This window comes from Microbacterium sp. 20-116, from assembly GCF_041079415.1.
Taxonomy (GTDB): domain Bacteria; phylum Actinomycetota; class Actinomycetes; order Actinomycetales; family Microbacteriaceae; genus Microbacterium.
This window is the reverse complement of record NZ_JBFYGP010000001.1, coordinates 706,282-731,440: the sequence shown is the minus strand read 5'-3', so window position 1 is coordinate 731,440 and position 25,159 is coordinate 706,282. Positions and strand designations below refer to the sequence as shown.

The following is a 25,159-nucleotide window of genomic DNA, read 5'->3' as shown; positions in this document are numbered from 1 at the left end:
CCCGCCTAGACTCGGGCGGTGACTTCCACGATTCTTCGCGTCGTCGGCTGGGTGGTTGCCCTGCTCGTCGGAGCCTTCTACGGAGCCGCCGGTACCGTCGGCCAGGCCTTCCTCGTCGGCCCGGTGCCGGTCGGTCTGATCCTCGCGACGATCGGCAGCGCCGCGCTGCTCATCGCCTTGCGCACCCTCACCGGCGACCGCGTCAACGCCCTCGCCGGCGGGCTCGGCATCACCGCCGCGACCTATCTCTTCTCGCAGGTGGGCCCGGGCGGCTCCGCGATCGTGGCGGCGCCCACGGCGGGCACGGAATGGATTCCGCTGGTGTGGACGGTCGTCGGCCCCGCCCTGATGGTGCTCGTGGCGTTGTGGCCCGACTTCTCCAAGCTCCAGACCCCCGCGCGTCCGGTCGAATCTTAGGCCCGAGGGCCCGTCGGCGGAGGCGATCGCCTCGGCGCGATTAGACTGGGCGGGTGACTTACGTGATCGCCCTCCCGTGTGTCGATGTCAAAGACCGCGCCTGCATCGATGAGTGTCCCGTCGACTGCATCTACGAGGGTGAACGATCGCTCTACATCCACCCCGACGAGTGCGTCGACTGTGGTGCCTGCGAGCCGGTCTGCCCCGTCGAAGCCATCTACTACGAGGACGACCTCCCCGAAGAGTGGGCCGACTACTACAAGGCCAACGTCGAGTTCTTCGATGACATCGGATCGCCCGGTGGAGCGGCCAAGGTCGGCGTGATCGCCAAGGACCACCCCGTCATCACCGCGCTGCCCCCGCAGAGCCACTGAGCCGTGGGCGTCGCCGACCTCGCCGACTACCCGTGGGACGCCGTCGCCCCCTATGCGGAGCGCGCGCGGCGACACCCCGACGGCATCGTGGATCTGTCGATCGGCTCGCCCGTCGATCCGACCCCCGTCGTGATCGCCGAGGCCCTGGCCGACGCGACCGATGCGCACGCCTACCCGGCCACGGCGGGCACTCCGGCGCTGCGTGAGGCGATCGCCGACTGGTACGAGCGCCGCCGCGGCGTTCCGGGTCTGAGCGCGGTGAACGTCCTGCCGACCGTGGGCTCGAAAGAGCTCGTGGCCCTGCTGCCGCTGCTTCTGGGCCTCGGCCCGGGCGATGCCGTCGTGCACCCCCGAGCGGCCTACCCCACCTACGAGGTCGGCGCGCGTCTCGTCGGCGCCGAGCCCGTGGCATCCGACGATCCCTCCGAGTGGCCCGCCCACACGCGTCTGGTCTGGATCAACTCGCCGGGCAACCCCGACGGCCGCGTCCTGTCGACGGACGAGCTTCGGGATGCCGTGACCCGGGCGCGCGAGATCGGTGCCGTCCTGGCCTCCGACGAGTGCTACGCCGAGCTCGGCTGGGATGCCCCGTGGGACGCGCAGCCCGTCCCGAGCGTTCTCGATCCGGCCGTCGTGGACGGCGATCTCACGGATGTGCTCTCGGTCTACTCGCTGAGCAAACAGTCGAATCTCGCCGGGTATCGTGCGGCGTTCCTGGCCGGTGACGCCGCTCTCGTGGCGCGTCTGCTGAACGGGCGGAAGCACCTCGGTCTCATGCCGCCCGCGCCCGTGCAGCGCGCGATGACCGTCGCTCTCGGCGACGATGCGCACGTGGCAGAGCAGCGCGAACGCTACGCTCGCCGTCGGGCGGTCCTCAAGCCCGCCGTCGAGGCCGCCGGCTTCACCATCGACCGCAGCGAGGGCGGCCTGTACCTGTGGGCGACCGAGGGGCGCGACGCCTGGGAGAGCGTGGACCGACTCGCCGACCTCGGCATCCTGGTCGGTCCCGGGCACTTCTACGGCGCGCACTTCCCGAACCACGTGCGCTTCTCGCTGACGGCGACAGACGAGCGCATCGCCGCCGCGGCCGAGCGCTTGACGCCCTGATTCAGCTCGAGCGGTTCCACGCCTCCCAGAGGCGCGCGTAGGGGCCGCCGGCCTCGCGCAGCTGGTCGTGCGTGCCCTCTTCGCGGATGCGGCCGGCCTCGAGCAGCACGACGCGGTCGGCGCGGGCGGCCTGGCTGAGCCGGTGCGCGACGACGAGGGCGGTGCGTCCCTCCACGATCGCGAGCGCGGCATCCTCGAGTCGGCCAGCCTCGGCCGATCCGGCCTCGGCCGTCGCCTCGTCGAGCACGACGACGGCGGGGTCGCTCAAGGACACGCGCGCGAGGGCGATCAGCTGTGCCTCGGCGGGCGAGAGCGGGGTGCCCGAGGCGCCGACGGGTTCGTCCAGCCCCCGGGGGAGGCGCGCCACGAGGCCGCCCGCGCCCACGCGCCGCAGCGCCTCGACGAGATCGTCGTCGCCCGCGTCGGGGGCGGCCAGGGTGAGGTTCTCGCGCAGGTCGGTGTCGAAGACGTGCACGTCCTGCGTGACGAGGGCCACCCTGCCGGGGCGACGCACCCGGCCCGCGACCGGATCGTGGACACCCGCGGCGATGGCCGCAAGCGTGGACTTGCCGGTCCCTGAGGCGCCGACCACGGCCACGGTGGTGCCCGAGGCGACGCGCACCGACACGTCGTGCAGCACCGGGTGACCACTTTCGTAGGCGCGCGTGATGCCCTGCAGCACGAGGTCGTCGTCTGCTGCGGTGCCGCGGTCCGGCCGCTCGTCGTCGCGGCGCGCGACGGGCGCGTTCTGCGCCCCGGCGCGGATCACGCCGACGATGCGCGAAAGCGAGGCGAGGGCCGACTGCAGGTCGTCGACGACGAACAGGAGCTGGTTGATCGGCCCGAACAGGCGCAGGAAAAGCAGCATTGCCGCGGTCGTGCCGCCGATCGTTCCCGCCCCGTTCGCCACCAGGACGAAGCCGGCGACGAGCAGCCCGGCCATGCCGAGGAACTCGGCCGCGTTCAGGCGCGCGAAGAACAGGTTCTGGATGCCGCGCGCGCGCATGCTCCACCGCACGACCGCCCAGGACGCCGTCGAGATGCGCGACAGGTGGGCGGATTCCGTGCGGTAGGCGCGTACGGTCTCGAGTCCCCGGAGCGCGTCGAGCAGGTGCTGAGCGCGATCGGACATGGCGGCGCGTTCGGCCGCGTACACCGCGGGCGCAGCGCGCAGGTACCGGCGCACGGCGAAGACGTGCAGGGGCGTCACCACGACGAGCGCGACGGCGTACCACGGGTCGATGACGGCCATGCCGACGAGCGTCACCACGATCGTGAAGGCGGACCCGACCAGCGCCGGCACGACCTGCGGGATCGCGCCCGAGACCTCCGCGACGTCGTCTCCGGCCCGGGCGACGAGATCTCCGGTGCCCGCGCGTTCGATGCGCGCCGGCGGCAGGTGCAGGGCGGTGTCGACCATGCGCTCGCGCAGGGAGGCGAGGGCGTGCTCGAACAGCCGCGAGGCCGATACCGTCCCGACGGCCGTGAGCACCGACGCCAGCACGACGGCACCGGCCATCACCGCCGCGAGCGTCCAGGCCAGTCCCGGATCATCGCCACCCGCGCCGATCGCATCGACGACCGCGCCGAGCGCGAGCGGACCGACGACGCCGGCGGCCGCGGCGGCGAGCACGACGACGAAGAGTGCGGGCAGCCGCCACCAGCCCCGGGGGAACGCGCGCCACATCTCTCGCGCGACCGCCCCGGCGGGGGCGAGGGGCAGCGGAACGCTCACGCGTCGTCTCCTTCGGCGACGTGCACGACGCGATCGGCGACGGCGGCGAATGCGGGCGCGCGAGTGACGACGAGGGTGCGACGGTGGCGACGAGACGCGTGCACCCCTTCGGCGATGCGCGCCTCGGTGACGGCGTCGACCGCGGTCGTCGGGTCGTGCAGCACGAGCAGATCGGGGTCGTGTGCGAGTGCCCGGGCCAGAGCGACGCGTTGACGCTGGCCCCCCGAGAGTGCCGTGCCGTTCTCGCCGACGCGACTGTCGAGCCCCTGGGGAAGGATTCCGGCGAGATCGTCGCACGCGGCCGCGCGCAGAGCGGCCGCCAGGGTCTCGGCATCCGCTCCCGGCGGGGCGACGTTCTCGGTCACGGTTCCGGCGAACAGGTGCGCCACGTGCGGGGCGTGGAGGGCATCCGGATGCCGTGCGCGCAGGGCAGCGGCGACCGCCACGGACCGTTCGCCGGCGCACGCGACGACGACGAACTCGCCCGGGCGAACGGCGAGGTCGTCAGCGAGGTCGTCGGTGGGCGAACCGGCCGCGAGCAGGCTCTGTTCGGCCGGGCGCGCGGGCGCGCGGGACGCTTCGACGCCCTCGACGTCGGGTTCGGTGTCGCGGAGCACGTCGAGCAGGCGTGCCGCGGACGCCGTCGACGAGGCCCACCACGCCCCGGTGTACAGCGCCAGCACCCGGAGCGGGTCGATGAGGAACTGCGCGAGGCCCACGACCGCGACGAAGGCGCCGACGCTCAGCGATCCCGACAGTGCGAGGACGGCCGCGCAGACGGCGATCGCGGTGAGGAACAGGCCCGTCACGATGCTCATCGCCCCGCCGAACACGCCCTCGGCCCGTCGGGCGCGCACGGTGTCGGCCAGAGCGGTCCGGCTGGCCTGTCGGTAGCGGCGCGCGGCCTCGGCCTCGGCGCCGATACCGCGGATGACACGGTAGCCGCTGAGCAGGTCGGCCGCCCGGCCGGCGGCGGCGGCCGCGGCCCGCTGCTCGGCGCCGCTGCGGTCGCGCAGGGTCCGGCCCGCACGCTCGGTGAGCCACAGCAGCAACGGAGCGCCCACGAGCACGGCCAGCCCGAGGGGCCACGACAGGGTGAGCAGCACCGCGCCGCCGAAGAGCACCGCGGCCAGCTGACCGACCGGGTACACGCCGATGGACACGGCCTCCGAAAGACGATTCGCATCCGAGGTGGCGAGCGAGAGGGCGACGCCCGGCTGCTCCGAGGGGCGGCCCGCGCGTGGCGCCCGCCGCATCAGATGAGCGGCGACCGTCGTGCGCAGGCGATGCTGCACCGCGAGCGTGCCGAGCTCGGCCAGTCGCGAACCGAAGCGCCACGAGAACGACAGCATCAGGAAGTCGGCCGCCAGCACGCCGAGCCATAGCACCAGCTGCAGCGGATCGCCGGTGGCGACCGCCCGCTCGATGGCGAGACCCATGATGACGGGGACGAGGGCCTCGCCCACCTGATGCGTGATCGACAGCGCGGCGGCGGGAACCGAGTAGCGGGGAGCAGCCCGCACCACCCGCCACGTCAGCCCGCGTGGCGTGGTCCGATCGGTCACGGGCAGTGCACGCGTGGGAATCGGCTCCGTAGGCGCCTGAAGCAGCATCCTCATCGCGGCGCCGTTCGATCCCGTCCGAGGGCGGACACGGCGGGCGACCCCGAGACGGGATCGGGGGTGACCACGCAGCGCAGCCCGAAGACCTCCTCGACCATCTCTGCCGTCACGACCTCGGCCGGGGCGCCCTCGGCGACGACGCATCCGTCTTTCACGGCGATGAGATGGGTGCCGTAGCGGGCCGCCTGGTTGAGGTCGTGGAGCACCGCGACGAGGGTGCGCCCCTGGGCGTTGAGATCGGTGAGCAGTTCCATCAGCTCGATCTGGTGCGCGATGTCGAGGAACGTCGTGGGTTCGTCGAGCAGCAGGATGGGCGTCTGCTGGGCCAGGGCCATGGCGATCCAGACGCGCTGGCGCTGGCCGCCGGAGAGTTCCGACACGAGCCGCCCCGACAGATCGGCCGTGCCCGTGGCATCCATCGCCTCGGTCACCGCCGCTTCGTCGTCGATCGACCACTGCCGCAAGAACCCCTGGTGCGGATGCCGTCCGCGGGCGACGAGGTCGATGACCGTTATGCCGTCGGGGGCGAGCGAGGTCTGCGGCAGCAGACCCACCGCGCGCGCCAGCTCCTTCGGCTGGTACTCGCCCAGCGGCCGGTCGTCGAGGCGCACCACGCCCGCGGTCGGCGCGAGCAGGCGGGCGAGCGCGCGCAGCAGGGTCGATTTGCCGCTGGCGTTCGCCCCCACGATCACGGTGAACGATCCGTCGGGGATGGCGATCGATAGGTTCTCGGAGATCACCCGCCGGTCGTAGCCGATCGTGAGGCCCTGGGCGGTGAGGCGGGCGGGAGCGGTCATGCGCGTCTCCGGGTTTCGTGGATGAGGAGCCAGACGAGGTAGAGCCCGCCGACGACGACCGTGACCAGGCCCACGGGCAGGGGAATGGGCAGCACGTGCTGGGCGACGATGTCGGACGCGAGCAGCACGACCGCCCCGACGAGCGCCGATGGTGCGAGAGCGATGCCCGCGGTGCGGGTCAGACGGAGGGCGATCTGCGGGGCGGCCAACGCCACGAAGGCGATCGGACCGGCGGACGCGGTGACCGCGGCGGTGAGTGCGACGGCGCAGACGACCAGCCCCAGCCTCGATTTCTCGACCCGGATGCCGAGTGCCCGGGCGGCATCGTCGCCGAGCTCGAGGCGCGACAGAGCACGGGAGAACAGCCCCAGCGCAGCGCACGCGGCGACGATGACCCCGGTGGCGGGCAGCACCTGAGACCAGCCGACCGGCGAGAGCGAACCCGCGCCCCACACCGCGGCGATCATCGCGACCTCGACCTTCGCGCGCAGCAGCAGGTACGTGCTGAGCGCCTGCAGCATGGCGGAGACACCGATGCCCACCACGATCAGACGGAAACCCTGGATGCCGCGGCGGTACGCGAGCGCGTAGACGAGAGCAGCCGCGACGAGACCGCCGCCGATCGCGCCTCCCGACACCGCGACAGTGCCGGCACCGGCCCCGACCAGGAGGATGACGCTGAGCCCGCCGGCGTACGAGCCCGCGGACAGACCGATGACGTCGGGGCTGGCCAGCGGATTGCGGGTGAGCGACTGGAACACCGCGCCCGAGACGCCCAGGGCGGCACCGAAGATCAGGGCCGCGAGCACGCGCGGCAGACGCCACTCGCGCACGACGGTGGCGGTGAAGCCGCCGTCGATCCCGAGCAGGGCGCCGACCACCTGGCCGGGGGTGAGCGCCAGGTCGCCCAGGCACAGGGCGAGGATCGCCAGCGCGAGGGCGACCGCGGCGATGGCGCCGCCGACCGCGAGGGTGCGCACGCGCAGGCGCAGCGACAGCAGCCCGTGGCGCACGACGACGGTGCGGGGGCCGCCCGCGAGACCGCGACCTGCTTCCGGCCGATTGGAGCCGGGGGAGAGGGCGGTCACAGGCTGCTCGCCTTCGCGCGCCGGACGAGCGCGATGAGCACGGGCGCGCCCACGAACGCGGTGACGATGCCCACGGGAACCTCGCTCGGCCACAGCACCACCCGCCCGATCACATCGGAGAGCAGCAGCACGGTGGGGGCGATGACCATCGTGTACGGCAGGATCCAGCGCTGGTCGGGGCCGACGATCCAGCGCGCGACGTGCGGGGCCATGAGCCCGACGAAGGCGATGGGGCCGGCGATCGCGGTCGCCGACCCTGCGAGCACGGTGATCGCGACGACCGACAGCACGCGCGTGCGCACGAGGCGCGTGCCGAGGGAGGCGGCCAGGTCGTCGCCGAGGCCCAGGGCGTTCAGCGACCGCGCGCACGCGAGGGCAACGACGACGCCGGTTCCGACGAAGGGCAGCACGGGAACGATGACGTCCCAGCCGCGCTCCACGAACGACCCGGCGCTCCAGCCGCGCAGTCGCGCGAAGGTCACCGGATCCAGCAGCATCATCGCGCTGGTGATCCCCATCAGGACGGCTCCGACGGCCACACCGGCCAGGGTCAGGCGCACCGGGTCGGGCCCGCCGCGTCCGACACCGCCGATCGCGTACACCGTCACCGTGACCAGCAGTGCGCCTCCGAAAGCCCACGGCAGGAACTGCAGTGCCGTCACGGCCCCCAGCACGACGCCGACGGCGACGAACAGGGCTGCTCCGGCATCCACCCCCAGGATGCCGGGATCGCCCAGCGGATTGCGGGTGAAGGCCTGGATCAGGGCGCCGGCGAGGCCCAGGGCCACTCCGGCGACGATCGCGGCGATCGTGCGCGGCAGGCGCAGGTCGAGCACGATCTGATCGCCGACACCGCCGTCGGGGCTGGTCAGCGCGTGCCATATCTCGGTGGGGCCGAGCGCGTTCGAGCCGACCGCGATGCTCAGGCCCGCCGCGAGGGCGAGTGCCAGCACGGCGATGACGAGACCGGCGGCCCGCCGACGCCGTGGGAGCGAGGGGAGGCGGTCGCGCCGCGCGCTGGGGCGCGACGCGACCGACGGCGAGGGCGTCACCGGAGGATCAGCCCTCGACGCTCTGCGGCGAGGTCCCCGCGACGGCCTTTTCGAGGCGCGGCACGAGCTCGTCGAGAACGTACTTCTGGCTCAGCGGCGTGAGGAAGTAGATGGCTCCGGCCAGCTCCGCGTCGGTGTACACGGCTCGGCCGCCGGCGACCGCGCTCAACGAGCGGGTCGTGCCGAAGTCGAGCAGCGCGGGCAGCGACTCAGCGCTCTCGGTGGCGAAGACGATGACGTCGGCGTCGATGAGCGACATGTTCTCACCCGAGATGAGCGCCTGCGCGCCCTTCTGCTGCACGTACTTGTCGAGCCCCGGCGTGATCACGAAGCCCAGATCGGTGAGGAAATCGGTGTTCAAGCCGTCGGGGTAGACGTAGATGCTGCCCTGCCACGGGCCGCCCTGCGAGAACGACGCGGTCTTGCCCGCGAACTCGGGGTGCGCCGCGGCGGCTGCCGCGTACTTCTCTTCGATTCCGGTGATCAGGCTCTCGCCCTCGGCGCTGCGCCCCATCGCCTGCGCGATCTGACGGGTCTGTCCCTTCCAGTCCGAGAAGTAGCCCTCGGTGCCGGCGACGCTCGCGATCGTGGGGGCGATGGCGCTGAGCTTGGTGTAGTCGTCGGCGGTCAGCTTGGCGTTCGTGCCGACGATGAGATCGGGCTCGAGAGAGGCGATCTTCTCGAACTCGAGGCCGTCGGTCGCGGAGAGCACGGTGGGCTCGGCGCCGTTGAGCAGATCCGTGGCCCAGGGCCAGACGGCGTAGGGCTGTTCGCCGTACCACTCGGTCGTGGCGACCGGGGGCGTGCCGAGCTCGAGCAGGACGTCCTGCTCGGTCAGGCCGACCACGACGACACGTTGCGGCTCGGCCGTGACGGTCGTCTCGCCGAACTGGTGGGTGACCGTCACGGGGAAGGTGTCGCTCGGCTGTGTCGAGTAGGTGGCGTTGCGGGCGCCGGCCTCGGCAGTGCTGCCACAGCCGGCGAGCAGGGCCGCGGCGACGGCGAGGACGGAGCCCAGTGCGGCGAGGCGTACGGGGCGGGAGCGATGGCGGGGAGCAGGCATGCGGACTCTCGGGTCGATGGGACGGGCGCCGCTAGGTTAGCCTTGCCTTACCTTGCCCGCCATCGTCGTGAGGAGACATTCCATGCTGGATCACGACACCGTGATGTCGCGTAGCGAACATCCCGGTTCGACGGATGCCGTATCCGAGGCCACCCATAGTCGCCACTGGACATCGGCGGAATTCGCGGTGATCTCGACGTCGGTCAGCGCCGGCGCCGGTTTCGACCCGCACCGCCACGAGGAGGATCAGCTCGCCTGGATGGCGTCCGGCTCCATGGAGGTCTCGGTCGGGGCCGACCGTTGGCACCTGCGCCGCGACCACCAGGTCTGGATCCCCGCCGGCGTCCTCCACGAGATGCGCTTCACCGAACCGGGGGAACTCGTCAGTGCCTACGTCGACCAGCGTCACCGGCCCGCGCGCACGGGGTGGGAGCGCGCCCGGGTGCTCGCCCTCGACCCGCTCGGCGGCGCCCTGCTGAGCCACCTCGCCGCGGGTGATCGTGCAGAGGGGCGCCGCCAGTCGTGCTTCGCGATCCTGAGCGACCTCGTCGCCGAGGCTCCCGTCGCGCGCGAGGTCGTCGCGCTGCCCCAGGACCCGCGGGCACGGGCCGTTGCCGTCGCCCTGCTGGACCGGCCCGACGACGAGCGCGACCTGGACGCCTGGGCGGCCGAGGTGGGTGTGAGCGCCAGAACCGTCGCGCGGGCCTTCGTCGCCGACACCGGGCGCACCTTCCGCGAGTGGCGCGTGCGCGCGCGCCTGCACGCCGCAGTGGGGCTTCTGCTGCAGGGAGAACCGGTGCACGTCGTGGCCCCCGCGGTCGGATACGACTCGGTCAGCAGTTTCATCTCGGCATTCCGCCGTCGTTTCGGGGTGACTCCGGCCGTCTACGCCGGGCGATCGCGCGAGATGCCCGACTGAGACGGGACCGAGAGCGGCGACGTCACGCCGAGAATCGCTCGAGATGTTCACCCCGTCGGATGCCGGGCAGTCGCGGCTCCCGCGCGACAGCGTCGATCACGGCTCGTCGTCCTCCATCGCCGCCGTGGCGACGGTCTCGGCCGAGGAGGGCAACCTCCTCAGGCGGTGTCATCCGTACGTCGGTGGGCCTACTAGGCTGTAAAAGCCTTGTGCTCGGGTGACCCTCCGGGCGAAGGCCGACCAGGATGACACCCCCGTGGCATCCATCGGTCGAGAAGATCGCGGGGTGCCGCAAGCCCCCGCGTTCGACCACACGGGCGACCAGAAATCGCAAGGAGGCGCGGTGAGCGACGCGGGCACGCAGCAGGACAAGGCCACTCTCACGGTAGGGGGCACCACCGCCGAATTCCCGGTCCTGCGAGGCACCGACGGCGTTCCGAGCATCGACATCGCGTCGCTGACGAAGCAGACCGGTCACACCACGCTCGACTATGGTTTCGTCAACACGGCGTCGACCAAGTCCGACATCACCTACATCGACGGTGACCAGGGCATCCTCCGCTACCGCGGCTACCCGATCGAGCAGCTGGCGAAGAACAGCACCTACCTCGAGGTCGCGTGGCTGCTCATCTACGGCGAGCTGCCGTCGGCATCCGAGCTGGCGTCCTTCGACGAGCGCATCCGCCGTCACACGCTGCTGCACGAAGACCTCAAGAGCCTGTTCTCGGCTCTGCCCCCGACCGCGCACCCCATGTCGGTGCTGTCGGCCGCGACGGCCGCGCTCTCGACCTACTACGAGGCAGAGTCCGACCCGCACAACCCCGAGCACGTTGAGCTCAACACGGTGCGCATGCTCGCGAAGCTCCCCGTGATCGCGGCCTACGCGCACAAGAAGAGCATCGGTCAGGCCTTCCTCTACCCCGACAACTCGCTCGGCTTCGTCGACAACTTCCTCAAGCTGAACTTCGGCGTGCACAGCGAGCCCTTCGAGGCCAACCCCGTCATGACGAAGGCCCTCGACCTGCTGCTCATGCTTCACGAGGACCACGAGCAGAACGCGTCGACCTCGACCGTGCGCCTCGTCGGCTCGACAGGGGCCAACCAGTTCGCTTCGATCTCGGCCGGTATCCAGGCGCTCTCGGGTCCCCTGCACGGCGGCGCGAACGAAGCCGTGCTGCAGATGCTCGCGCGCATCCGCGACTCGGGCGAGAGCGTCGAGCGCTTCGTCGAGCGGGTGAAGAACAAGGAGCAGGGCGTCAAGCTCATGGGCTTCGGTCACCGCGTCTACAAGAACTACGACCCGCGCGCCAAGCTCGTCAAGGAGTCGGCCGACGAGGTGCTCGAGGCCCTCGGCGTCAGCGACCCGTTGCTCGACCTCGCCAAAGAGCTCGAGCAGATCGCTCTCGAGGACGACTACTTCAAGGAGCGTCGCCTCTACCCGAACGTCGACTTCTACACCGGCGTGATCTACAAGGCGATGGGGTTCCCCACGCGCATGTTCACCGTGCTGTTCGCGATCGGACGCCTGCCCGGCTGGCTCGCGCAGTGGCGCGAGGCCATTACCGACCCGCAGACCAAGATCGGTCGCCCGCAGCAGCTGTACACGGGTGCCGCCGAGCGGAACTATCCCGGCGTCTGACCGGATCCGAAACGCCCCGTCCCTCTCGCGAGGGGCGGGGCGTTTCGCCGTGCGCGGGGCGAGCGCCAAGGGCGCGGCGCTGCGCGCGGCGGGTTCCGCGGGTGCGGCGCTGGGCCTCGTGGGCCCTGGTGGGTAGGGCGCTGCGCGCGGTGGGCTCATCGGTGGCTGCGGCTGCACGCATAAACGCTCTTGGCGCGCGCAAACGCGAGGAGAGCGTGTTTGTGTACGCGGGGAGCGTTTATGCGTGAGGGGCGGATGCCGTGGGCCGGGCGCGTCGCGCCCCGGGTGCAGCGCTGCGCGCGGTGGGCTCGTGTGGGTAGGGCGCTGCGCGCGGCGGGCACGTCGGTGGGTTCGGCTGCACGCATAAACGCTCTTGGCGCGCGTAAACGCGAGGAGAGCGTGTTTGTGCGCGCGGGGAGCGTTTATGCGTGAGGGGCGGATGCCGCGGGCCGGCCGCGTCGCGCCCCGGGTACAGCGTTGCGCGCGGTGGGCCCCCGGTGGGTTCGGCCGCGGCATAAACACTCTCACCGCGCGTAAACGCGCTGTGCTCGCGTTTCTGAGCGCGGATCGCGTTTATGCGCGGGGTGGGGAGGCAGCGGGACGTCGACGCAGCGCGACACCCCGCGGCGACGCAATGCCCGCACCGCCCCGGCCCGAGCGATCGCGCCTTATGCGTGCAGCGCCTCGTTGAGGGTGACGCCGACACCCGCGCGGGCCGAGGCCTCGACGGTGCCGGTGAGCGAGTTGCGGCGGAACAGGATGCCGTCGCGGCCGGAAAGCTCCCCGGCCTTGATCGTCTCGTCACCGACCTTCACCTTGGTTCCCGCGGTGACGTACAGACCCGCCTCGACGACGCAGTCGTCGCCGAGCGAGATACCGATACCCGCGTTCGCGCCGAGCAGCGTGCGCGCTCCGATCGAGACGCGGTGGGTGCCGCCGCCCGACAGTGTGCCCATGATCGAGGCGCCGCCGCCGATGTCGGTGCCGTCACCGATGACGACGCCCTGCGACACGCGGCCCTCGATCATCGAGGAGCCGAGCGTGCCGGCGTTGAAGTTGACGAAGCCCTCGTGCATCACGGTCGTGCCGGGGGAGAGGTGCGCGCCCAGGCGCACACGCGAAGCGTCGGCGATGCGCACGCCCGCGGGGAGCACGTAGTCGGTGAGGCGGGGGAACTTGTCGAGACCCTGCAGCTCGATACCGTGACGCTTCAGCTGCGGCAGCAGCCGGGCCGCGTCGTCGGGGTGCACGGGGCCGGCGTTGGTCCAGGCGACGTTGGGGAGGTGGCCGAAGATCCCGTCGAGGTTGATCTCGTTGGGGCGCACGAGCAGGTGCGACAGCGCGTGCAGACGCAGGTAGGCATCGATCGTCGAGGCGGGGGCCTCGTCGGCGTCGATCGTGAGGGACACCGTCTCGACGACGACTCCGCGTCGCTCATCGGGGCCCGTGGAGGATGCGAGCGCCGCCTTCTCGGCATCCAGGTCGTTCGAGTCGCCCAGGACCGGCTTCGGGAACCAGGCATCGAGCACCGTCCCCCCGGTGGTTCGTGTCGAGAGGCCGGCAGCGCTGATGCGTCGTTCGTTGCTCACGGTCCCAGGGTAGTGGGGCACCGCCTGTGCGAAGATCGGGGCATGCTCGCGCTCGACCTCACCCAGTCCTCGGCCGCCCTCACCCGAGCGGTCTGCGACATCCACAGCGTCTCGGGAGATGAGACCCCTCTCGCGGATGCCATCGAGGCCGCCGTCTCCGCGTACGTCCATCTCGAGGTCATCCGCGATGGCGACACCATCGTCGCCCGCACCAATCTGGGGCGCGAGCGCCGGGTCGTGATCGCCGGGCACATCGACACCGTGCCGATCAACCGGAACCTCCCCGTCGAGGACCGCACGGTCGACGGGGTCGACGTCATCTGGGGGCGCGGGACGGTCGACATGAAGGCCGGCGTCGCGGTGCAGCTCAAGCTCGCCGCCGAGCTCACCGAGCCCCCGGTCGACATCACGTGGATGTGGTACGACCACGAAGAGGTCGACTCCGCCCTGAACGGCCTCGGCCGGCTGTCACGCAACCGCCCGGATCTGTTCGAGGGCGACTTCGCCATCCTCGGCGAGCCCAGCAACGGCGAGGTCGAGGGCGGCTGCAACGGAACGCTTCGCGCGATCGTGCGCACCGAGGGCGTCCGCGCGCACAGCGCCCGCTCGTGGATCGGCGAGAACGCGATCCACAAGGCGGCGCCGATCCTCGCACGCCTGGCCGAGTACCGCGCCCGCGAGATCGAGGTCGAGGGTCTCGTCTACCGCGAGGGCCTCAATGCCGTGAGCATCTCGGGCGGTGTCGCGGGCAACGTCATCCCCGACGCGTGCGCCGTCGAGGTCAACTACCGCTTCGCTCCGAGCCGCGACGCCGCGGCTGCGATCCGCGTCGTCACCGACGTGTTCACCGGCTTCGACGTCGAGATCGTCGACGTGGCCGAGGGCGCTCGCCCGGGCCTCGACGCGGCTCTCGCGAGAGACTTCGTGGATGCCGTGGGCGCGACGCCGAAACCCAAGTACGGCTGGACCGATGTGGCGCGGTTCTCGGCCCTCGGCATCCCGGCCGTCAACTACGGCCCCGGCGACCCGCATCTCGCGCACCACGACGAGGAGCGCGTGCCGCTCGCGCAGATCGACGCCGTCGAGCAAGGCCTGCGTGCCTGGTTGAGCGGGTCGTGACCACCGCGGCCACGACGCGCACGCGGGTCGCCTGGGGGGAGCGTCTGCCCCTGGCGGCGCGCATCGCGATCGTCTACATCGCTGCGCGCGTGGTCACGACGGGCTTCTTCCTTCTCGCGTCAGCGCTGTCGGGCCCGGGTTCGCGCTACGGCATCGCGCCCTCGCTCGAGAAGCTCGCCCTGGGGTGGGACGCGCAGTGGTACTGGCTCGCCGCGGTGTCGGGGTACCCGGTGGATCTGCCGATCGCCGCGGGCGGTCACGTCGCCGAGAACGCCTGGGCGTTCATGCCCCTGTATTCGTACCTCTCGGCCGGGCTGGGCTTCCTGCTCGGGTCGTGGGGCGCGGGGGCCATAACGATCTCGCTGGCCGCGGGCTACGGAGCCTGTCTCGTGCTGCACTCCCTGCTGCGCGAGCGCATCGGCGCGTCGGCTGCGATGTGGGCCGTGGTCTTCTTCGCGTGCGGGCCGCTGGCAGCCCTGTTCCAGGTGGGGTACGCCGAGGCGTTGTTCCTCTTCTTACTCTTCCTCGCTATCCGGTGTGTTCAGCGGCGGCAATGGACCTGGCTCTACCTGCTCGTTCCCGCGATGGGTTTCACACGCCCCGGCATCCTGGCTTTCGCCCTGTTCCTCGGGCTCTACGGCATCCATCGCTTCCTCCATCGTCGGACGGATCCGCTGCCGACGCGCGATATCGCGCACCTCGTGGCCCTGGGCGGACTCTCGGTCGTCGTGGGCTTCGCGTGGCAGGCGATCGCGGGCTTCGTCACCGGCGACCCCGGCGCGTATCTCGCCACCGAGCTCGCGTGGCGACGCAACTGGCTCGGCGATTCGAGCGGCGGGTTCCTCCCCGTCGACGGGTTCGTGCAGGCCGCGGGATTCTGGTTCGCCCGCTGGGGGCTGGGCGCGGCGACGGGATACGTTTTCCTGGCAGTGCTCGTGCTGGCCGTGGCCGCGCTGTTGCTGTTCTCCCCGCAGGTGAAGCGCCTCGGCATCGAGGTGCGACTGTGGTCGGCGAGCTACCTGGTCTACCTGCTGCTGGTGTTCTTCCCGCAGTCGAGCATCTTCCGGTTGCTGGTGCCGATCTCGCCGTTGTGGGGGGCTCTCGCGGTGCCGCAATCACGCCGATGGCGGATCGGCGTCCTCGCTCTCGCTCTGCTCGGACAGTGGTGGTGGATCTACAACATGTACGCCCTCGCGAACGCGTACTGGCAGATTCCCTGATCCCCGTTCACGTCCGTCGACCACGCGGTACGACCCGCCGCGCAGGATACCGGTAAACTTCTCAGGCAGACCAACGACGAAAAGGGGGCCGCGATGGCAGCCATGAAGCCGCGTACCGGCGACGGACCGATGGAGGCCGTGAAGGAGGGCCGGTTGATCATCGTGCGCGTGCCGCTCGAGGGTGGCGGGCGACTCGTCGTCTCGGTGAACGACGCCGAGGCGAAGGAACTCTACGACGTGCTCGGTGGTGTCGTCACCGCCTGACGACCATCGACGCAGAAAAGGCCGGTCCCTTCGGGGGCCGGCCTTCTTCGTGCGTTCGGAAGACTCAGACCTCGGTCGGCCGCGTCGTGAGCTGCAGCAGCCCTTCGCCGGTGGTCGACAGTGCGCCGATGACGGCGGGGGAGGACTGCACCTCCTGGATGAGCGAACGGTAGGCCGTGGTCACCGGGTCGCGGCGCACCGGGTCGGCCGCACCGTGCGCGAGGACACGGGGGATGAGCACCGTTCCGCCGGCGCGCACGAGGCGCAGACCGTGCTCGACGTACTCGATGACGCCCTCGGGGTCGGCGTCGATGAAGACGATGTCGTACGACGCCTCGTTCATGCGCGGCAGGACATCCGAGGCCCGACCGGTGATGAACCGGGCGCGCGCGGCGGGTACGCGGGCGTCGATGAACGCGGAGCGGGCGGCCCCGAGGTGCTCCGGCTCGCTGTCGATCGTCGTGATCGTCGCACGGGGCGAGCCGTGCAGCAGCCACAGGCCCGAGACTCCGCCTCCGGTGCCGACCTCGACGATGTTGAGAGCACGGGATGCCGCCGAGATCACGGCTGCCTGGGCTCCGACCGCGGGGCTGATCGGCGCCGCTCCGAGCTCGAGCGCGTGCGCCCGGGCGCGAGCGATGTGCTCGGGCTCGACCGTCGACTCCTGCACGAACCGTTCGTTCGCCTCATGACCGCTCACGTGGACCTCCTCAGATCAGGCTAGACGGCCGATGGTCGCTCGCCCCCTAGGCGAGGCCGGTAATCTGGTCCCATGTTCTTCGGCCTCACGATCGAGAAGCTGATGCTGATCGGCGTGATCGCAGCGGTCCTCGTCGGCCCCGAGCGCCTCCCGCGCTACGCGGAGGCGTTGGCCAAATTCACCAAGCGTGCGAAAGAGACGCTTCAGGGTGCGCGCACGCGCATGCGCGACGAGATGGGCCCGGAGTTCGACGACGTCGACTGGAAGAAGCTCGACCCGCGTCAGTACGACCCGCGCCGCATCATCCGCGAGGCGCTGCTCGACGACACCCCGACGGCGACCATGCGTGCCGCGGGCGCCGCCGCTCTCGCAGCGCGCGAGAAACCGGCATCCACCCCCTTCGTGGCGGGCGAGCTCCCGCCGTTCGACGACGAGGCGACCTGACGCGGATTCCGGCGGCTGCCCCGGGAGGAGGTCCCTGAGGCTGTCGAAGAGGCCGGAACTGGTCGGGGCGGCGTCAGACCGCGTGTCACCAGAACAGGGGATGTCACCGGAACAGGCCGATCCGCCACGAATCGTCCTGTTCTCGTGGCGGCGCCCTGTTCTCGTGACGGGAGCGGCTCGGCGGGGCGGCGCGGCGGAGAGCGCGATCCGGATGCCGTGGCCCGGGGTCGCACCGTGACGGGTGGCGGCGAGGGTCAGACGTTCAGGCGGAGCACCTTGCCCGCGAGACCCCGCGGTCGCACGGCCAATGCCGAGGCGGCGGCGTCGATCGCGCGAGCGGCCGGGTCGTCGGGCTGCGACAGGACCACGGGTCGTCCGTCGTCACCGCCGGCGCGGAGCGCGGGGCTGAGCGGCACGGATGCCAGCAGCGGCACGCGCACGTCGTCGCTCGACAGGGCGCGGGCCACCTCCTCGCCGCCGCCCGCGCCGAACAGGTCAAGCACGGTGCCGTCGGGGAGGGTCATGGCCGCCATGTTCTCGATCACCCCGATCGGATGCTGGCCGGTCTGACGCGCGACGAGCCCCGAGCGGACGGCCACCTCGGCGGCCGCCGCCTGCGGGGTCGTGACGACCAGCACATCGGCATGGGGGAGCAGCTGCCCCACCGAGATCGCGACGTCGCCCGTGCCCGGAGGCATGTCGAGCAGCAGCACGTCGAGGTCGCCGAAGAACACGTCGGTGAGGAACTGCTGAACGGTGCGGTGCAGCATCGGTCCGCGCCAGGCGACGGCTCCCGCGGCGTCCTCTCCGGGTCGCCGCAGGAACATGCCGATCGAGATGACCTTCACCCCGTACGCCACGGGTGGCAGGATCAGGTCGTCGAGCTTGGTGGGGGCCGGCGGCAGGCCGTCGTCGTCGACGAGGCCGAGAAGGCCCGGGATCGAGAATCCGTGCACGTCCGCGTCGATCAGCCCGACGCGAAGCCCCTTCGCCGCGAGCGCCACGGCGAGGTTCGCGGTGATGGTCGACTTGCCCACTCCGCCCTTACCGCTCGTGACGGCGATCACGCGCGTGAGCGAGTCCGGGCCGAAAGGCATCTCGCGCTTCGCGCGCCCACCGCGCAGCTTCTCGGTGAGGGCCTTGCGCTCGTCGGGCGACATCACCCCGACCCGCACGTCGACCGCGTCGATGCCGGCGACCGAGGCCGCGGCATCCCGGACGTCTTTCTCGATGCGATCCGCGGCGGGGCAGCCGACGATCGTCAGGGCGATGCCCACCTCGGCGGACGCACCCGAGACCGTGATCTCGCGAACCATGTCGAGCTCGCCGAGCGGCCGTCGCAGTTCCGGATCGGTGACGGCGGCGACCGCTCGGCGAACGCTCTCGGCGAGGGCGTCGGTCACGAGGCGGGCCGAGGAGCGTCGTCGTGGTCGTCGAGGCGCTCGAGCGCCGCTTTCAGTTCGGCGCGCAGCGTGTCCTTCGTGATGACCTCGTCGGTCAGGTCGCGCACGGCCATGCGCAGCGCCACGATCTCGCGGGCGAGGTACTCGGTGTCGGCGAGGTTTCGCTCGGCACGCTGACGGTCCTGCTCGATCTGCACGCGGTCGCGGTCGTCCTGTCGGTTCTGCGCGAGCAGGATCAGGGGAGCGGCGTACGAGGCCTGGAGCGAGAGCACGAGCGTCAGCGCGGTGAAGCCGATCGCTGCGGAGTCGAAACGCAACTCGTCGGGCGCGATCGAGTTCCAGCCCATCCACACCACGCAGAACAGCGTCAGCGACAGCAGGAAGGTGGGCGTCCCCATCGCGCGGGCGACCCACTCGGTGAACCGTCCGAAGCGGTCGCGCGAGGGCTGCGGCGCGCGCGGGGCCAGGACGCCGGTGCGGCCGCGCGGGGCGTCGAGAGCGGGCTTGCGGTTGTTGCGTGCCATCAGCGCCTCCTCTGGGTCTGCGGGGTGATCTGGGGGATGCTCGCGGTCGCGATGGACCTCGTGGTCGTCCGGGGTCTCGGATCGTCGCTGTCGTGCGTGCGCCAGTCGTCGGGCAGCAGGTAGTCGAGCACGTCGTCGACGCTCACGCAGCCGACGAGCCGGTGCGCCTGATCGACCACGGGCAGCGACACGAGGTTGTAGCTCGCGAGCAGACGGGCGACCTCGGCCGCGGTGGCGTCTGCGGTGACCGGCTCGAGCGTGTCGTCGATGATCGCGCCCAGGCGCTCGTGCGGCGGGTACCGCAGCATGCGCTGGAAGTGGACCGTGCCGAGCAGGCGCCCGGTGGGCGTCTCGTACGGAGGCAGGGTGATGAAGACGGATGCCGCGAGGGCGGGGTGCAGTTCGTGCCGCCGGATGAGAGCCAGGGCCTCGGCGACCGTCGCGTCGGCCGAGAGCACGATCGGCTCCGGCGTCATGAGACCACCGGCGGTGTCGGGGCCGTACTGCAGGAGGGCGCGGACGTCGTCGGCCTCTTCCGGCTCCATGAGGTCGAGCAGCTGCTCGGAGCGCGACTCGGGGAGCTGACCGAGAAGGTCGGCCGCGTCGTCGGGCTCCATGGCATCGAGGATGTCGGCGGCGCGTTCGTCCCCGAGCTGCTCGAGGATGTGCACCTGCTCGTCCTCGGGCATCTCCTCGAGGGCGTCGGCCAGGCGGTCGTCGCTCAGCTCTTCGGCGACCTCGATGAGGCGCTCCTCGGGAAGATCGAGCAGCGTGTTGGCGAGGTCGGCCGGCTTGAGCTCGGAGTAGGTCGCAACCAGCTGCTCGGCGGACTGCGCCTCGCCGGGCGTCTGGTTCTCGCGCACCTCGCCCCACGCGGCGAAGGTCGTCGCGCCCTTGGCGAAGGGCGACGCGCTCGTGCGCGGGCGGCGGAGGAACAGCTGCCCCACGTCCCACTCGCCCAGGCGGTTGCGCTCGATCGCGACGTCCTCGATCACGGCGGTGCCGGAACCGTCGACGAGGCGCACGCGACGGCCGAGCATCTCCGCCATGACACGCACCTCGCCCCCGCGCTGTTGGAAGCGGCGCACGTTGATCAGGCCGGTCGTGATGACCTGACCGGCCTGTATGGAGGTGACGCGCCCGATGGACACGAACACATGTCGTCGTCCGGGAATCTCGACGACGAGCCCCACGACGCGCGGCGCGGCGGACGCGCGGTAGATCACCACGACGTCGCGCACCTTACCCAGACGGTCTCCCGCCGGGTCGAACACCGTGCAGCCCGCCAAGCGGGCGACGAATACCCTTTGCGTGCTCACTGGACCAGCGTAGTCCGCACCTCCTATGCAACACCGGTGGAACGGTCAGGCGCGCGTGACAGGATGGTGAAATGAGTATGTTCGCGCAGCGTCCGGGTGCCGGCCGCGACGAGGTCGGCGAGAAGATCGCCTCGTTCCCGACCTACGAGCAGGCGCAGAAGGCCGTGTCCTCTCTCATCGCCGGAGAAGTACCCGCTCGCGACATCGCGATCGTCGGCTCGGGTCTGCGTTCCATCGAGCGCATCACCGGCAAGCTCGGCTACGCCACGGCGGCCCGCTCGGGAGCGCTGAACGGCCTCATGCTCGGCCTGCTGTTCGCTTTCATCTTTGTGCTCGGGATGCCGACCGTGCAGATCTCCGCCTTCGTCGGCGTTCTGCTGGTCGGTATGGCGCTCGGCATGATCCTCAGCATCGGCACGTATTCGATCGTGCGCCGACGTCGGGACTTCGCCTCGGTCATGCAGGTCACCGCCGACCACTACGACGTGTGCGTCGCGGCCCCGAGCGTCCACAAGGCCCGCGGGATCGTCGGCCCCTCGGGTGCCGGCACCGGTCGCAGCGGTGCCTCGCGCCCGGCGGCGCCCGACACCTCCCCGCCGCAGTACGGCGAGCGCGTCGCCCCGGGCACGGCCGCGCCGGTCGCCCCTCCGCGTCCGCCCGCGCCGACTCAGGCCCCCGCCCCGCGCGACGACGAGCCGCCGCGGTACGGCGAGCGGATCGCGCCGCCGGCTGAGCGCCCCGCGGACGACCAGCGAGACGCCGAGCGTCCCGCCGACGCTCGCGACGGCTCCGACGAGCACCCCGCCCCCACCGAGCGGTGAGCGCCGAGCCCGTCCGCATCGCCGTCGCGCTGCCGACGGGCGACACCGAGGTGTCGGGGCTGTGGTCCGCTGCCCCCGACTCCTCGGCGACCGTCGCTTTGGCGCACGGGGCGGGCGCCGGCATGGAACACCCGTTCTTGACGGGTCTCTCCGATGCGCTGGTGACCGAGGGGGTCTCGGTCCTGCGATTCGTGTTCCCCTACGTCGAGGCGGGCCGGCGTATGCCCGGACCCGCCGCGCACGCCCTCGCCACCTGGGTCGGCGTGCAGGCCTGGCTCGCTTCGGCCGAGCCCGGACCCTTCACCGCCGCGGGTAAGTCGTACGGCGGGCGCATGGCATCCGTCGCCGCCGCCGAGGGTGTGATCTCTCCCGCGGGCCTGGCGTACCTGGGCTATCCGCTGCATCCGCCGGGGCGACCCGAGAAGCCGCGCCGCGAGCACCTCCCGCGCATCACGGTGCCCCAGCTCTTCGTCGAGGGCGAGAACGACCCGTTCATCGATCCGCGGGAGCAGTTCGAAGAGGTGGTCGCGTCGTGCCAGGACGCCCGCGTGCACTGGGTCGCCGGCGGCAATCACTCCTTCGAAGTCAAAGGCGCGCGCCGCCCGGCCGACGAGATCGGCGCCGGGCTGGCGAGCGTCGTCGCCGGGTTCGCGCGGGGGGTTTAGCCGCGTCAGCGACCGGCGGCGTACCCCTGCGCACCGCGCGGGTTCGCGGCTGCCCACAGCAGTCCGTCGGTGTCGCGACCGACCGCGCTGACGCGCCCGAGAGCCCAGTCCCCGGCCCGGCGCACGCGGTGTCCGCGCCGCTCGAGGCCGGCGATCAGGTCTTCGCCCAGGCGATCTTCTACCACCGCTCCCGCCGGCGACCACGTGCGCGGCCAGAACGAGTCGACGAGCGCCGTGGTGTGCAGGGTCGGGGCATCGATCGCCTGTTGCGGGGAGTAGCCGCCGACGAGCAGGCGCAGCAGCACGGGGAGCTGCCACTGGTCTTGCTGGTCGCCGCCGGGGGAGCCGAGCGCGACGACCTCGTCGCCGCGCGTCAGCAACGTCGGGGTGAGGGTGGTCCGCGGGCGGCGACCGGGAACGAGGGATGCCGGGTGCCCGGGCTCCAGCACCACCATCTGCAGTCGCGTGCCCAGGCAGAACCCGAGTTCGGGGACGGTGGGGGAGGACTGCAGCCAGCCGCCGGACGGGGTGGCCGAGATCGCGTTGCCCCAGCGATCGATCACGTCGAGGTGGCAGGTGTCCCCTCGGGTCTGGCCCGAGCGATCGACCGTCGGTTCCCCCGTGGACCCGGACGCGACCCGCTGCGTCGTGCGCAGCGGAGGCAGGACCGGCTCGCGACCATCGGGGGAGCCGGGGCGAAGTTCGGCGGAGGCATCCGGCCCGAGGAGGGCGCGCCGTGTCGCGACGTACTCGTCGCTCAGCAGGGCGGCGGCCTCTGCGGCTTCGTCGGTGTCGCCGAACCACGCATCGCGATCGGCATAGGCGAGCTTCTGCGCCTCGAGCAGCAGGTGCGCCCCCTCCACCGAGCCGGGATCCACGTCGTCCGCGTCCTCGATCAGACGGAGCGTGTGGAGCAGAGCCGGTCCCTGCGACCAGGCGCCCGCCTTGAACACGTCCCATCCGCGGAACGACACCGACACGGCGGTTTCGAACGACGCGCGCCACGACGCGAGGTCTGCGGTCGTCAGGATGCCGGGATGATCGCCGCCATCGGCGTGCCGGTGCGGCTCGTGCAGGAACGTCGCCGTCCGGGGGAGCACCTCGCTCATCCAGCGCTCGCGCGCGGCGTCGATACGCGACTCCCGGTCGGCGGCGTCGTGGCCCGCGGCCACGAGCGAGTCGAGCACATCGGCCCACGCCGTATTGCGGACCAGCGTGTCGGGTGCGGGCGGCTCGCCGGTCGGCATCCACTGGTCTTTCGACGAAGACCAATGGTCGCGGAACAGGTCGGCGACGCGGCCGATCGTGGCGGCGGCTCCCGCGACTAGCGGGTGTCCGTCGCGCGCGTAGCCCGTGGCGAAGGAGAGGACGTCGGCGAGCTCCCACGTGCCGTGATCGCGCAGCAGCAGCAACCACGCGTCGACGCCGCCGGGCACCGTCGCCGCGAGGCCGCCCGAGCCCGGGACCAGGTCGAGCCCGCGTCCGAGGAAGTGCTCGATGGTGGCGGCGGCCGGTGCCGGGCCCTGACCCATGAGAACGACGGGCGCAGCCGCTCCGGCCGGTCGCACGAGGGCGACCAGGTCACCCCCGGGGCCGTTCAGGTGCGGCTCGACGACGTGCAGCACGAAGCCGGCCGCGACGGCGGCGTCGAACGCGTTTCCTCCGCGCTCGAGCACCGCCTGCGCGGTGGCCGTCGCCGTCCAATGCGTCGACGCCGACATCCCGAAGGTGCCTCGCAGCGTCGGCCGGGTGGTGAACGATGCCGGCGGCGTGAACGTCATCGCGACAGCCGGGCGATCCACTCCTCGACCTCGTCGGCCGTGCGGGGAATGCCCGCCGACAGGTTCACCGGACCGTCTGCCGTCATGACGATGTCGTCCTCGATGCGCGCGCCGATGCCGCGGTACTCCTCGGGGACGGTGAGGTCGTCGATCTGGAAGTACAGACCGGGCTCGATCGTGAACGCCATGCCGGGCTCGAGCAGACCGTCGTAGTACATGTCGCGACGGGCCTGGGCGCAGTCGTGGACGTCGATTCCGAGGTGGTGGCTCGTGCCGTGCACCATGTAGCGACGGTGCTGGCCGCCCTTGTCGGCGTCGAGGGCCTCCTCGGCCGTGACGGGGAGCAGGCCCCACTCGGCGACGCGCGCAGCGATGACCTCCATCGCGGCCTCGTGCAGGCGCCGGAACGGTACGCCGATCTTCGCGGCGGCGAAGGAGGCGTCTGCGGCCTCGCGGACCGTCTCGTAGATGCGGCGCTGGATGTCCGTGAAGGTGCCCGAGACCGGCAGCGTGCGGGTGATGTCGGCGGTGTAGAGGCTGTCGACCTCGACGCCGGCGTCGACGAGGATCAGATCTCCGGGCTTGACCGCGCCGTCGTTGCGCGTCCAGTGCAGGTAGCAGGCGTGCGGGCCCGAGGCGGCGATGGTGTCGTAGCCGACGCTGTTGCCGTCGGAGCGGGCGCGCTGGTGGAACACGCCCTCGACCAGACGCTCGCCGCGCGGGTGCGCAATGATGCGGGGGAGCTCGGCGACGATGTCGTCGAACCCGCGGCCGGTGACCTCGACGGCCAGGGCCAGCTCGGCGAGCTCGTACTCGTCCTTCACCAGGCGCAGCTCCGAGACGAACCGGGTGACCTCGTCGTCGTCGCCGACCGTACGGTCGTTCTCGCCGACCTGGAAGTCCTCGAGGTGCGCGGTGGCCAGGTCCAGATCGGCGGCGACGCCGTCGAGGGCGGGGCGGGGGCCGATCCAGAATTCGCCGACCGTGGCATCCGAGTAGAACTCCGCCGTGGTGCGGTCGGCACGCTCGCGGAAGTACAGCACGGCCTCGTGACCGTCGTCACGCGGTTCGAAGACGAGGACGGCGTCGGGCTCGGCGTCGCTGCCCCAGCCGGTGAGGTGCGCGAAGGCGGAGTGCGCGCGGAAGGGGTAGTCGGTGTCGTTGCTGCGTTGCTTCAGCCCACCGGCGGGTATGACGACGCGCTGGCCGGGGAAGGCCTCCGACACGCGGGCACGGCGACGTGCGGCCCAGGCGGCCTGCTCGCGCGGCTCGGGGAGCGCGGCGGGGTGCTCGGCCCACCCGGTCGAGATCGTGTCGAGGAATCCGCGCGGGAACGGGGCCTTGCGGTTGCTGGGGGCGTCGAGCTCGACGTCCGCGGACTGCGGTTCGGCAGTCTGCGATTCGGGGATCTGAGGCTCGGCGGTCGTCGCGGTCGTGTCGCTGGTGGAGGGGGCGTCCATCGTTCCAGTCTCGCACCGTCGGGCGTCGCGTGCACGA

24 protein-coding genes are annotated in these 25,159 nt (G+C 71.6%); 11 read left to right on the top strand and 13 right to left on the bottom strand.

The genetic code is table 11. The features are described from left to right. The first annotated feature begins 18 nt into the window (after nt 1–18). The 3 genes from AB6V29_RS03565 to dapC are packed head-to-tail and all read left to right on the top strand — an operon-like array spanning nt 19 to nt 1,898. Complete coding sequence (locus tag AB6V29_RS03565; protein ID WP_210074360.1) at nt 19–417, top strand: DUF6113 family protein; 399 nt, start codon at nt 19–21, stop codon at nt 415–417. A 53-nt stretch (nt 418–470) separates the two neighbouring features. Beyond that, nucleotides 471–791: a ferredoxin gene (fdxA, locus tag AB6V29_RS03560; RefSeq protein WP_307317433.1), complete on the top strand. Its 321-nt coding sequence runs from the start codon at nt 471–473 to the stop codon at nt 789–791. A gap of 3 nt (nt 792–794) precedes the next feature. Then, nucleotides 795–1,898: a succinyldiaminopimelate transaminase gene (gene dapC, locus AB6V29_RS03555; protein WP_267786911.1), complete on the top strand. Its 1,104-nt coding sequence runs from the start codon at nt 795–797 to the stop codon at nt 1,896–1,898. 1 nt (nt 1,899) lies between these two features. On the opposite strand, the gene AB6V29_RS03550 is transcribed toward dapC, so the two are convergent. The 6 genes from AB6V29_RS03550 to AB6V29_RS03525 are packed head-to-tail and all read right to left on the bottom strand — an operon-like array spanning nt 1,900 to nt 9,255. Next, nucleotides 1,900–3,633 carry an ABC transporter ATP-binding protein gene (locus tag AB6V29_RS03550; RefSeq protein WP_369357057.1) on the bottom strand — a complete coding sequence of 578 codons (1,734 nt, stop codon included), beginning with the start codon at nt 3,631–3,633 and terminating at the stop codon, nt 1,900–1,902. After that, complete coding sequence (locus AB6V29_RS03545; protein ID WP_369357056.1) at nt 3,630–5,198, bottom strand: ABC transporter transmembrane domain-containing protein; 1,569 nt, start codon at nt 5,196–5,198, stop codon at nt 3,630–3,632. The genes AB6V29_RS03550 and AB6V29_RS03545 overlap by 4 nt, the downstream gene beginning before the upstream one ends. 50 nt (nt 5,199–5,248) lie before the next feature. Continuing rightward, on the bottom strand, nt 5,249–6,052 hold the full coding sequence (locus tag AB6V29_RS03540; RefSeq protein ID WP_210074368.1) for an ABC transporter ATP-binding protein: 804 nt from the start codon (nt 6,050–6,052) through the stop codon (nt 5,249–5,251). Next, nucleotides 6,049–7,140, bottom strand: a complete 1,092-nt coding sequence (locus AB6V29_RS03535; RefSeq protein ID WP_267786914.1) for an iron chelate uptake ABC transporter family permease subunit — start codon at nt 7,138–7,140, stop codon at nt 6,049–6,051. The genes AB6V29_RS03540 and AB6V29_RS03535 overlap by 4 nt, the downstream gene beginning before the upstream one ends. Continuing rightward, a complete protein-coding gene (locus AB6V29_RS03530) occupies nt 7,137–8,192 on the bottom strand; it encodes an iron ABC transporter permease (RefSeq protein ID WP_210074372.1) in 1,056 nt (351 codons plus the stop codon). The genes AB6V29_RS03535 and AB6V29_RS03530 overlap by 4 nt, the downstream gene beginning before the upstream one ends. A 7-nt stretch (nt 8,193–8,199) precedes the next feature. Next, nucleotides 8,200–9,255 carry an ABC transporter substrate-binding protein gene (locus tag AB6V29_RS03525; RefSeq protein WP_307317418.1) on the bottom strand — a complete coding sequence of 352 codons (1,056 nt, stop codon included), beginning with the start codon at nt 9,253–9,255 and terminating at the stop codon, nt 8,200–8,202. Nucleotides 9,256–9,337: 82 nt separating this feature from the next. Between AB6V29_RS03525 and AB6V29_RS03520 the strand changes: the two genes are divergently transcribed. Both AB6V29_RS03520 and AB6V29_RS03515 read left to right on the top strand, forming a co-directional pair. Beyond that, a complete protein-coding gene (locus tag AB6V29_RS03520; protein ID WP_307317415.1) occupies nt 9,338–10,174 on the top strand; it encodes an AraC family transcriptional regulator in 837 nt (278 codons plus the stop codon). A 343-nt stretch (nt 10,175–10,517) separates the two neighbouring features. Further along, the gene (locus AB6V29_RS03515) at nt 10,518–11,813 is read left to right on the top strand and encodes a citrate synthase (RefSeq protein ID WP_115918874.1); all 1,296 of its coding nucleotides are present in this window, start codon (nt 10,518–10,520) and stop codon (nt 11,811–11,813) included. Between the two features lie 668 nt (nt 11,814–12,481). Here AB6V29_RS03515 and dapD read toward each other — a convergent pair. Further along, nucleotides 12,482–13,402, bottom strand: coding sequence for a 2,3,4,5-tetrahydropyridine-2,6-dicarboxylate N-succinyltransferase (dapD, locus tag AB6V29_RS03510; protein WP_267786920.1), 921 nt, complete (start codon nt 13,400–13,402; stop codon nt 12,482–12,484). Nucleotides 13,403–13,444: 42 nt separating this feature from the next. Between dapD and dapE the strand changes: the two genes are divergently transcribed. The 3 genes from dapE to AB6V29_RS03495 all read left to right on the top strand — a co-directional run bounded on the left by dapE (nt 13,445) and on the right by AB6V29_RS03495 (nt 16,005). Next, on the top strand, nt 13,445–14,521 hold the full coding sequence (gene dapE / locus AB6V29_RS03505) for a succinyl-diaminopimelate desuccinylase (RefSeq protein ID WP_309668649.1): 1,077 nt from the start codon (nt 13,445–13,447) through the stop codon (nt 14,519–14,521). Then, entirely contained in the window at nt 14,518–15,741 is a 1,224-nt protein-coding gene (locus tag AB6V29_RS03500) for a hypothetical protein (protein ID WP_267786923.1), read from the top strand. Before dapE ends, AB6V29_RS03500 begins: the two co-directional genes overlap by 4 nt. A 93-nt stretch (nt 15,742–15,834) precedes the next feature. Next, nucleotides 15,835–16,005, top strand: a complete 171-nt coding sequence (locus tag AB6V29_RS03495; RefSeq protein ID WP_074615842.1) for a DUF3117 domain-containing protein — start codon at nt 15,835–15,837, stop codon at nt 16,003–16,005. A gap of 64 nt (nt 16,006–16,069) precedes the next feature. On the opposite strand, the gene AB6V29_RS03490 is transcribed toward AB6V29_RS03495, so the two are convergent. Next, the gene (locus tag AB6V29_RS03490) at nt 16,070–16,705 is read right to left on the bottom strand and encodes an O-methyltransferase (protein ID WP_210074385.1); all 636 of its coding nucleotides are present in this window, start codon (nt 16,703–16,705) and stop codon (nt 16,070–16,072) included. A 72-nt stretch (nt 16,706–16,777) separates the two neighbouring features. Here AB6V29_RS03490 and AB6V29_RS03485 point away from each other — a divergent pair, with 72 nt between their 5' ends. Then, a complete protein-coding gene (locus tag AB6V29_RS03485; RefSeq protein ID WP_210074387.1) occupies nt 16,778–17,149 on the top strand; it encodes a Sec-independent protein translocase TatB in 372 nt (123 codons plus the stop codon). 254 nt (nt 17,150–17,403) lie between these two features. Here the strand turns inward: AB6V29_RS03485 and AB6V29_RS03480 are convergent, their stop codons facing one another. The 3 genes from AB6V29_RS03480 to AB6V29_RS03470 are packed head-to-tail and all read right to left on the bottom strand — an operon-like array spanning nt 17,404 to nt 20,395. After that, entirely contained in the window at nt 17,404–18,552 is a 1,149-nt protein-coding gene (locus AB6V29_RS03480; protein WP_369357051.1) for an Mrp/NBP35 family ATP-binding protein, read from the bottom strand. Further along, nucleotides 18,549–19,076, bottom strand: a complete 528-nt coding sequence (locus tag AB6V29_RS03475) for a DUF1003 domain-containing protein (RefSeq protein WP_210074399.1) — start codon at nt 19,074–19,076, stop codon at nt 18,549–18,551. Before AB6V29_RS03475 ends, AB6V29_RS03480 begins: the two co-directional genes overlap by 4 nt. Further along, entirely contained in the window at nt 19,076–20,395 is a 1,320-nt protein-coding gene (locus AB6V29_RS03470) for a CBS domain-containing protein (RefSeq protein WP_369357048.1), read from the bottom strand. Before AB6V29_RS03470 ends, AB6V29_RS03475 begins: the two co-directional genes overlap by 1 nt. 71 nt (nt 20,396–20,466) lie before the next feature. Here AB6V29_RS03470 and AB6V29_RS03465 point away from each other — a divergent pair, with 71 nt between their 5' ends. Continuing rightward, the gene (locus tag AB6V29_RS03465; protein WP_369357047.1) at nt 20,467–21,216 is read left to right on the top strand and encodes a general stress protein; all 750 of its coding nucleotides are present in this window, start codon (nt 20,467–20,469) and stop codon (nt 21,214–21,216) included. Then, nucleotides 21,213–21,881 carry an alpha/beta family hydrolase gene (locus tag AB6V29_RS03460; RefSeq protein ID WP_267786929.1) on the top strand — a complete coding sequence of 223 codons (669 nt, stop codon included), beginning with the start codon at nt 21,213–21,215 and terminating at the stop codon, nt 21,879–21,881. The genes AB6V29_RS03465 and AB6V29_RS03460 overlap by 4 nt, the downstream gene beginning before the upstream one ends. A 5-nt stretch (nt 21,882–21,886) precedes the next feature. Here the strand turns inward: AB6V29_RS03460 and AB6V29_RS03455 are convergent, their stop codons facing one another. Together AB6V29_RS03455 and AB6V29_RS03450 are read right to left on the bottom strand one after the other, a co-directional pair. Next, nucleotides 21,887–23,662, bottom strand: a complete 1,776-nt coding sequence (locus tag AB6V29_RS03455) for a gamma-glutamyltransferase family protein (RefSeq protein ID WP_369357045.1) — start codon at nt 23,660–23,662, stop codon at nt 21,887–21,889. Then, nucleotides 23,659–25,122 carry an aminopeptidase P family protein gene (locus tag AB6V29_RS03450; protein ID WP_369357044.1) on the bottom strand — a complete coding sequence of 488 codons (1,464 nt, stop codon included), beginning with the start codon at nt 25,120–25,122 and terminating at the stop codon, nt 23,659–23,661. Before AB6V29_RS03450 ends, AB6V29_RS03455 begins: the two co-directional genes overlap by 4 nt. Nucleotides 25,123–25,159 lie beyond the last annotated feature (37 nt).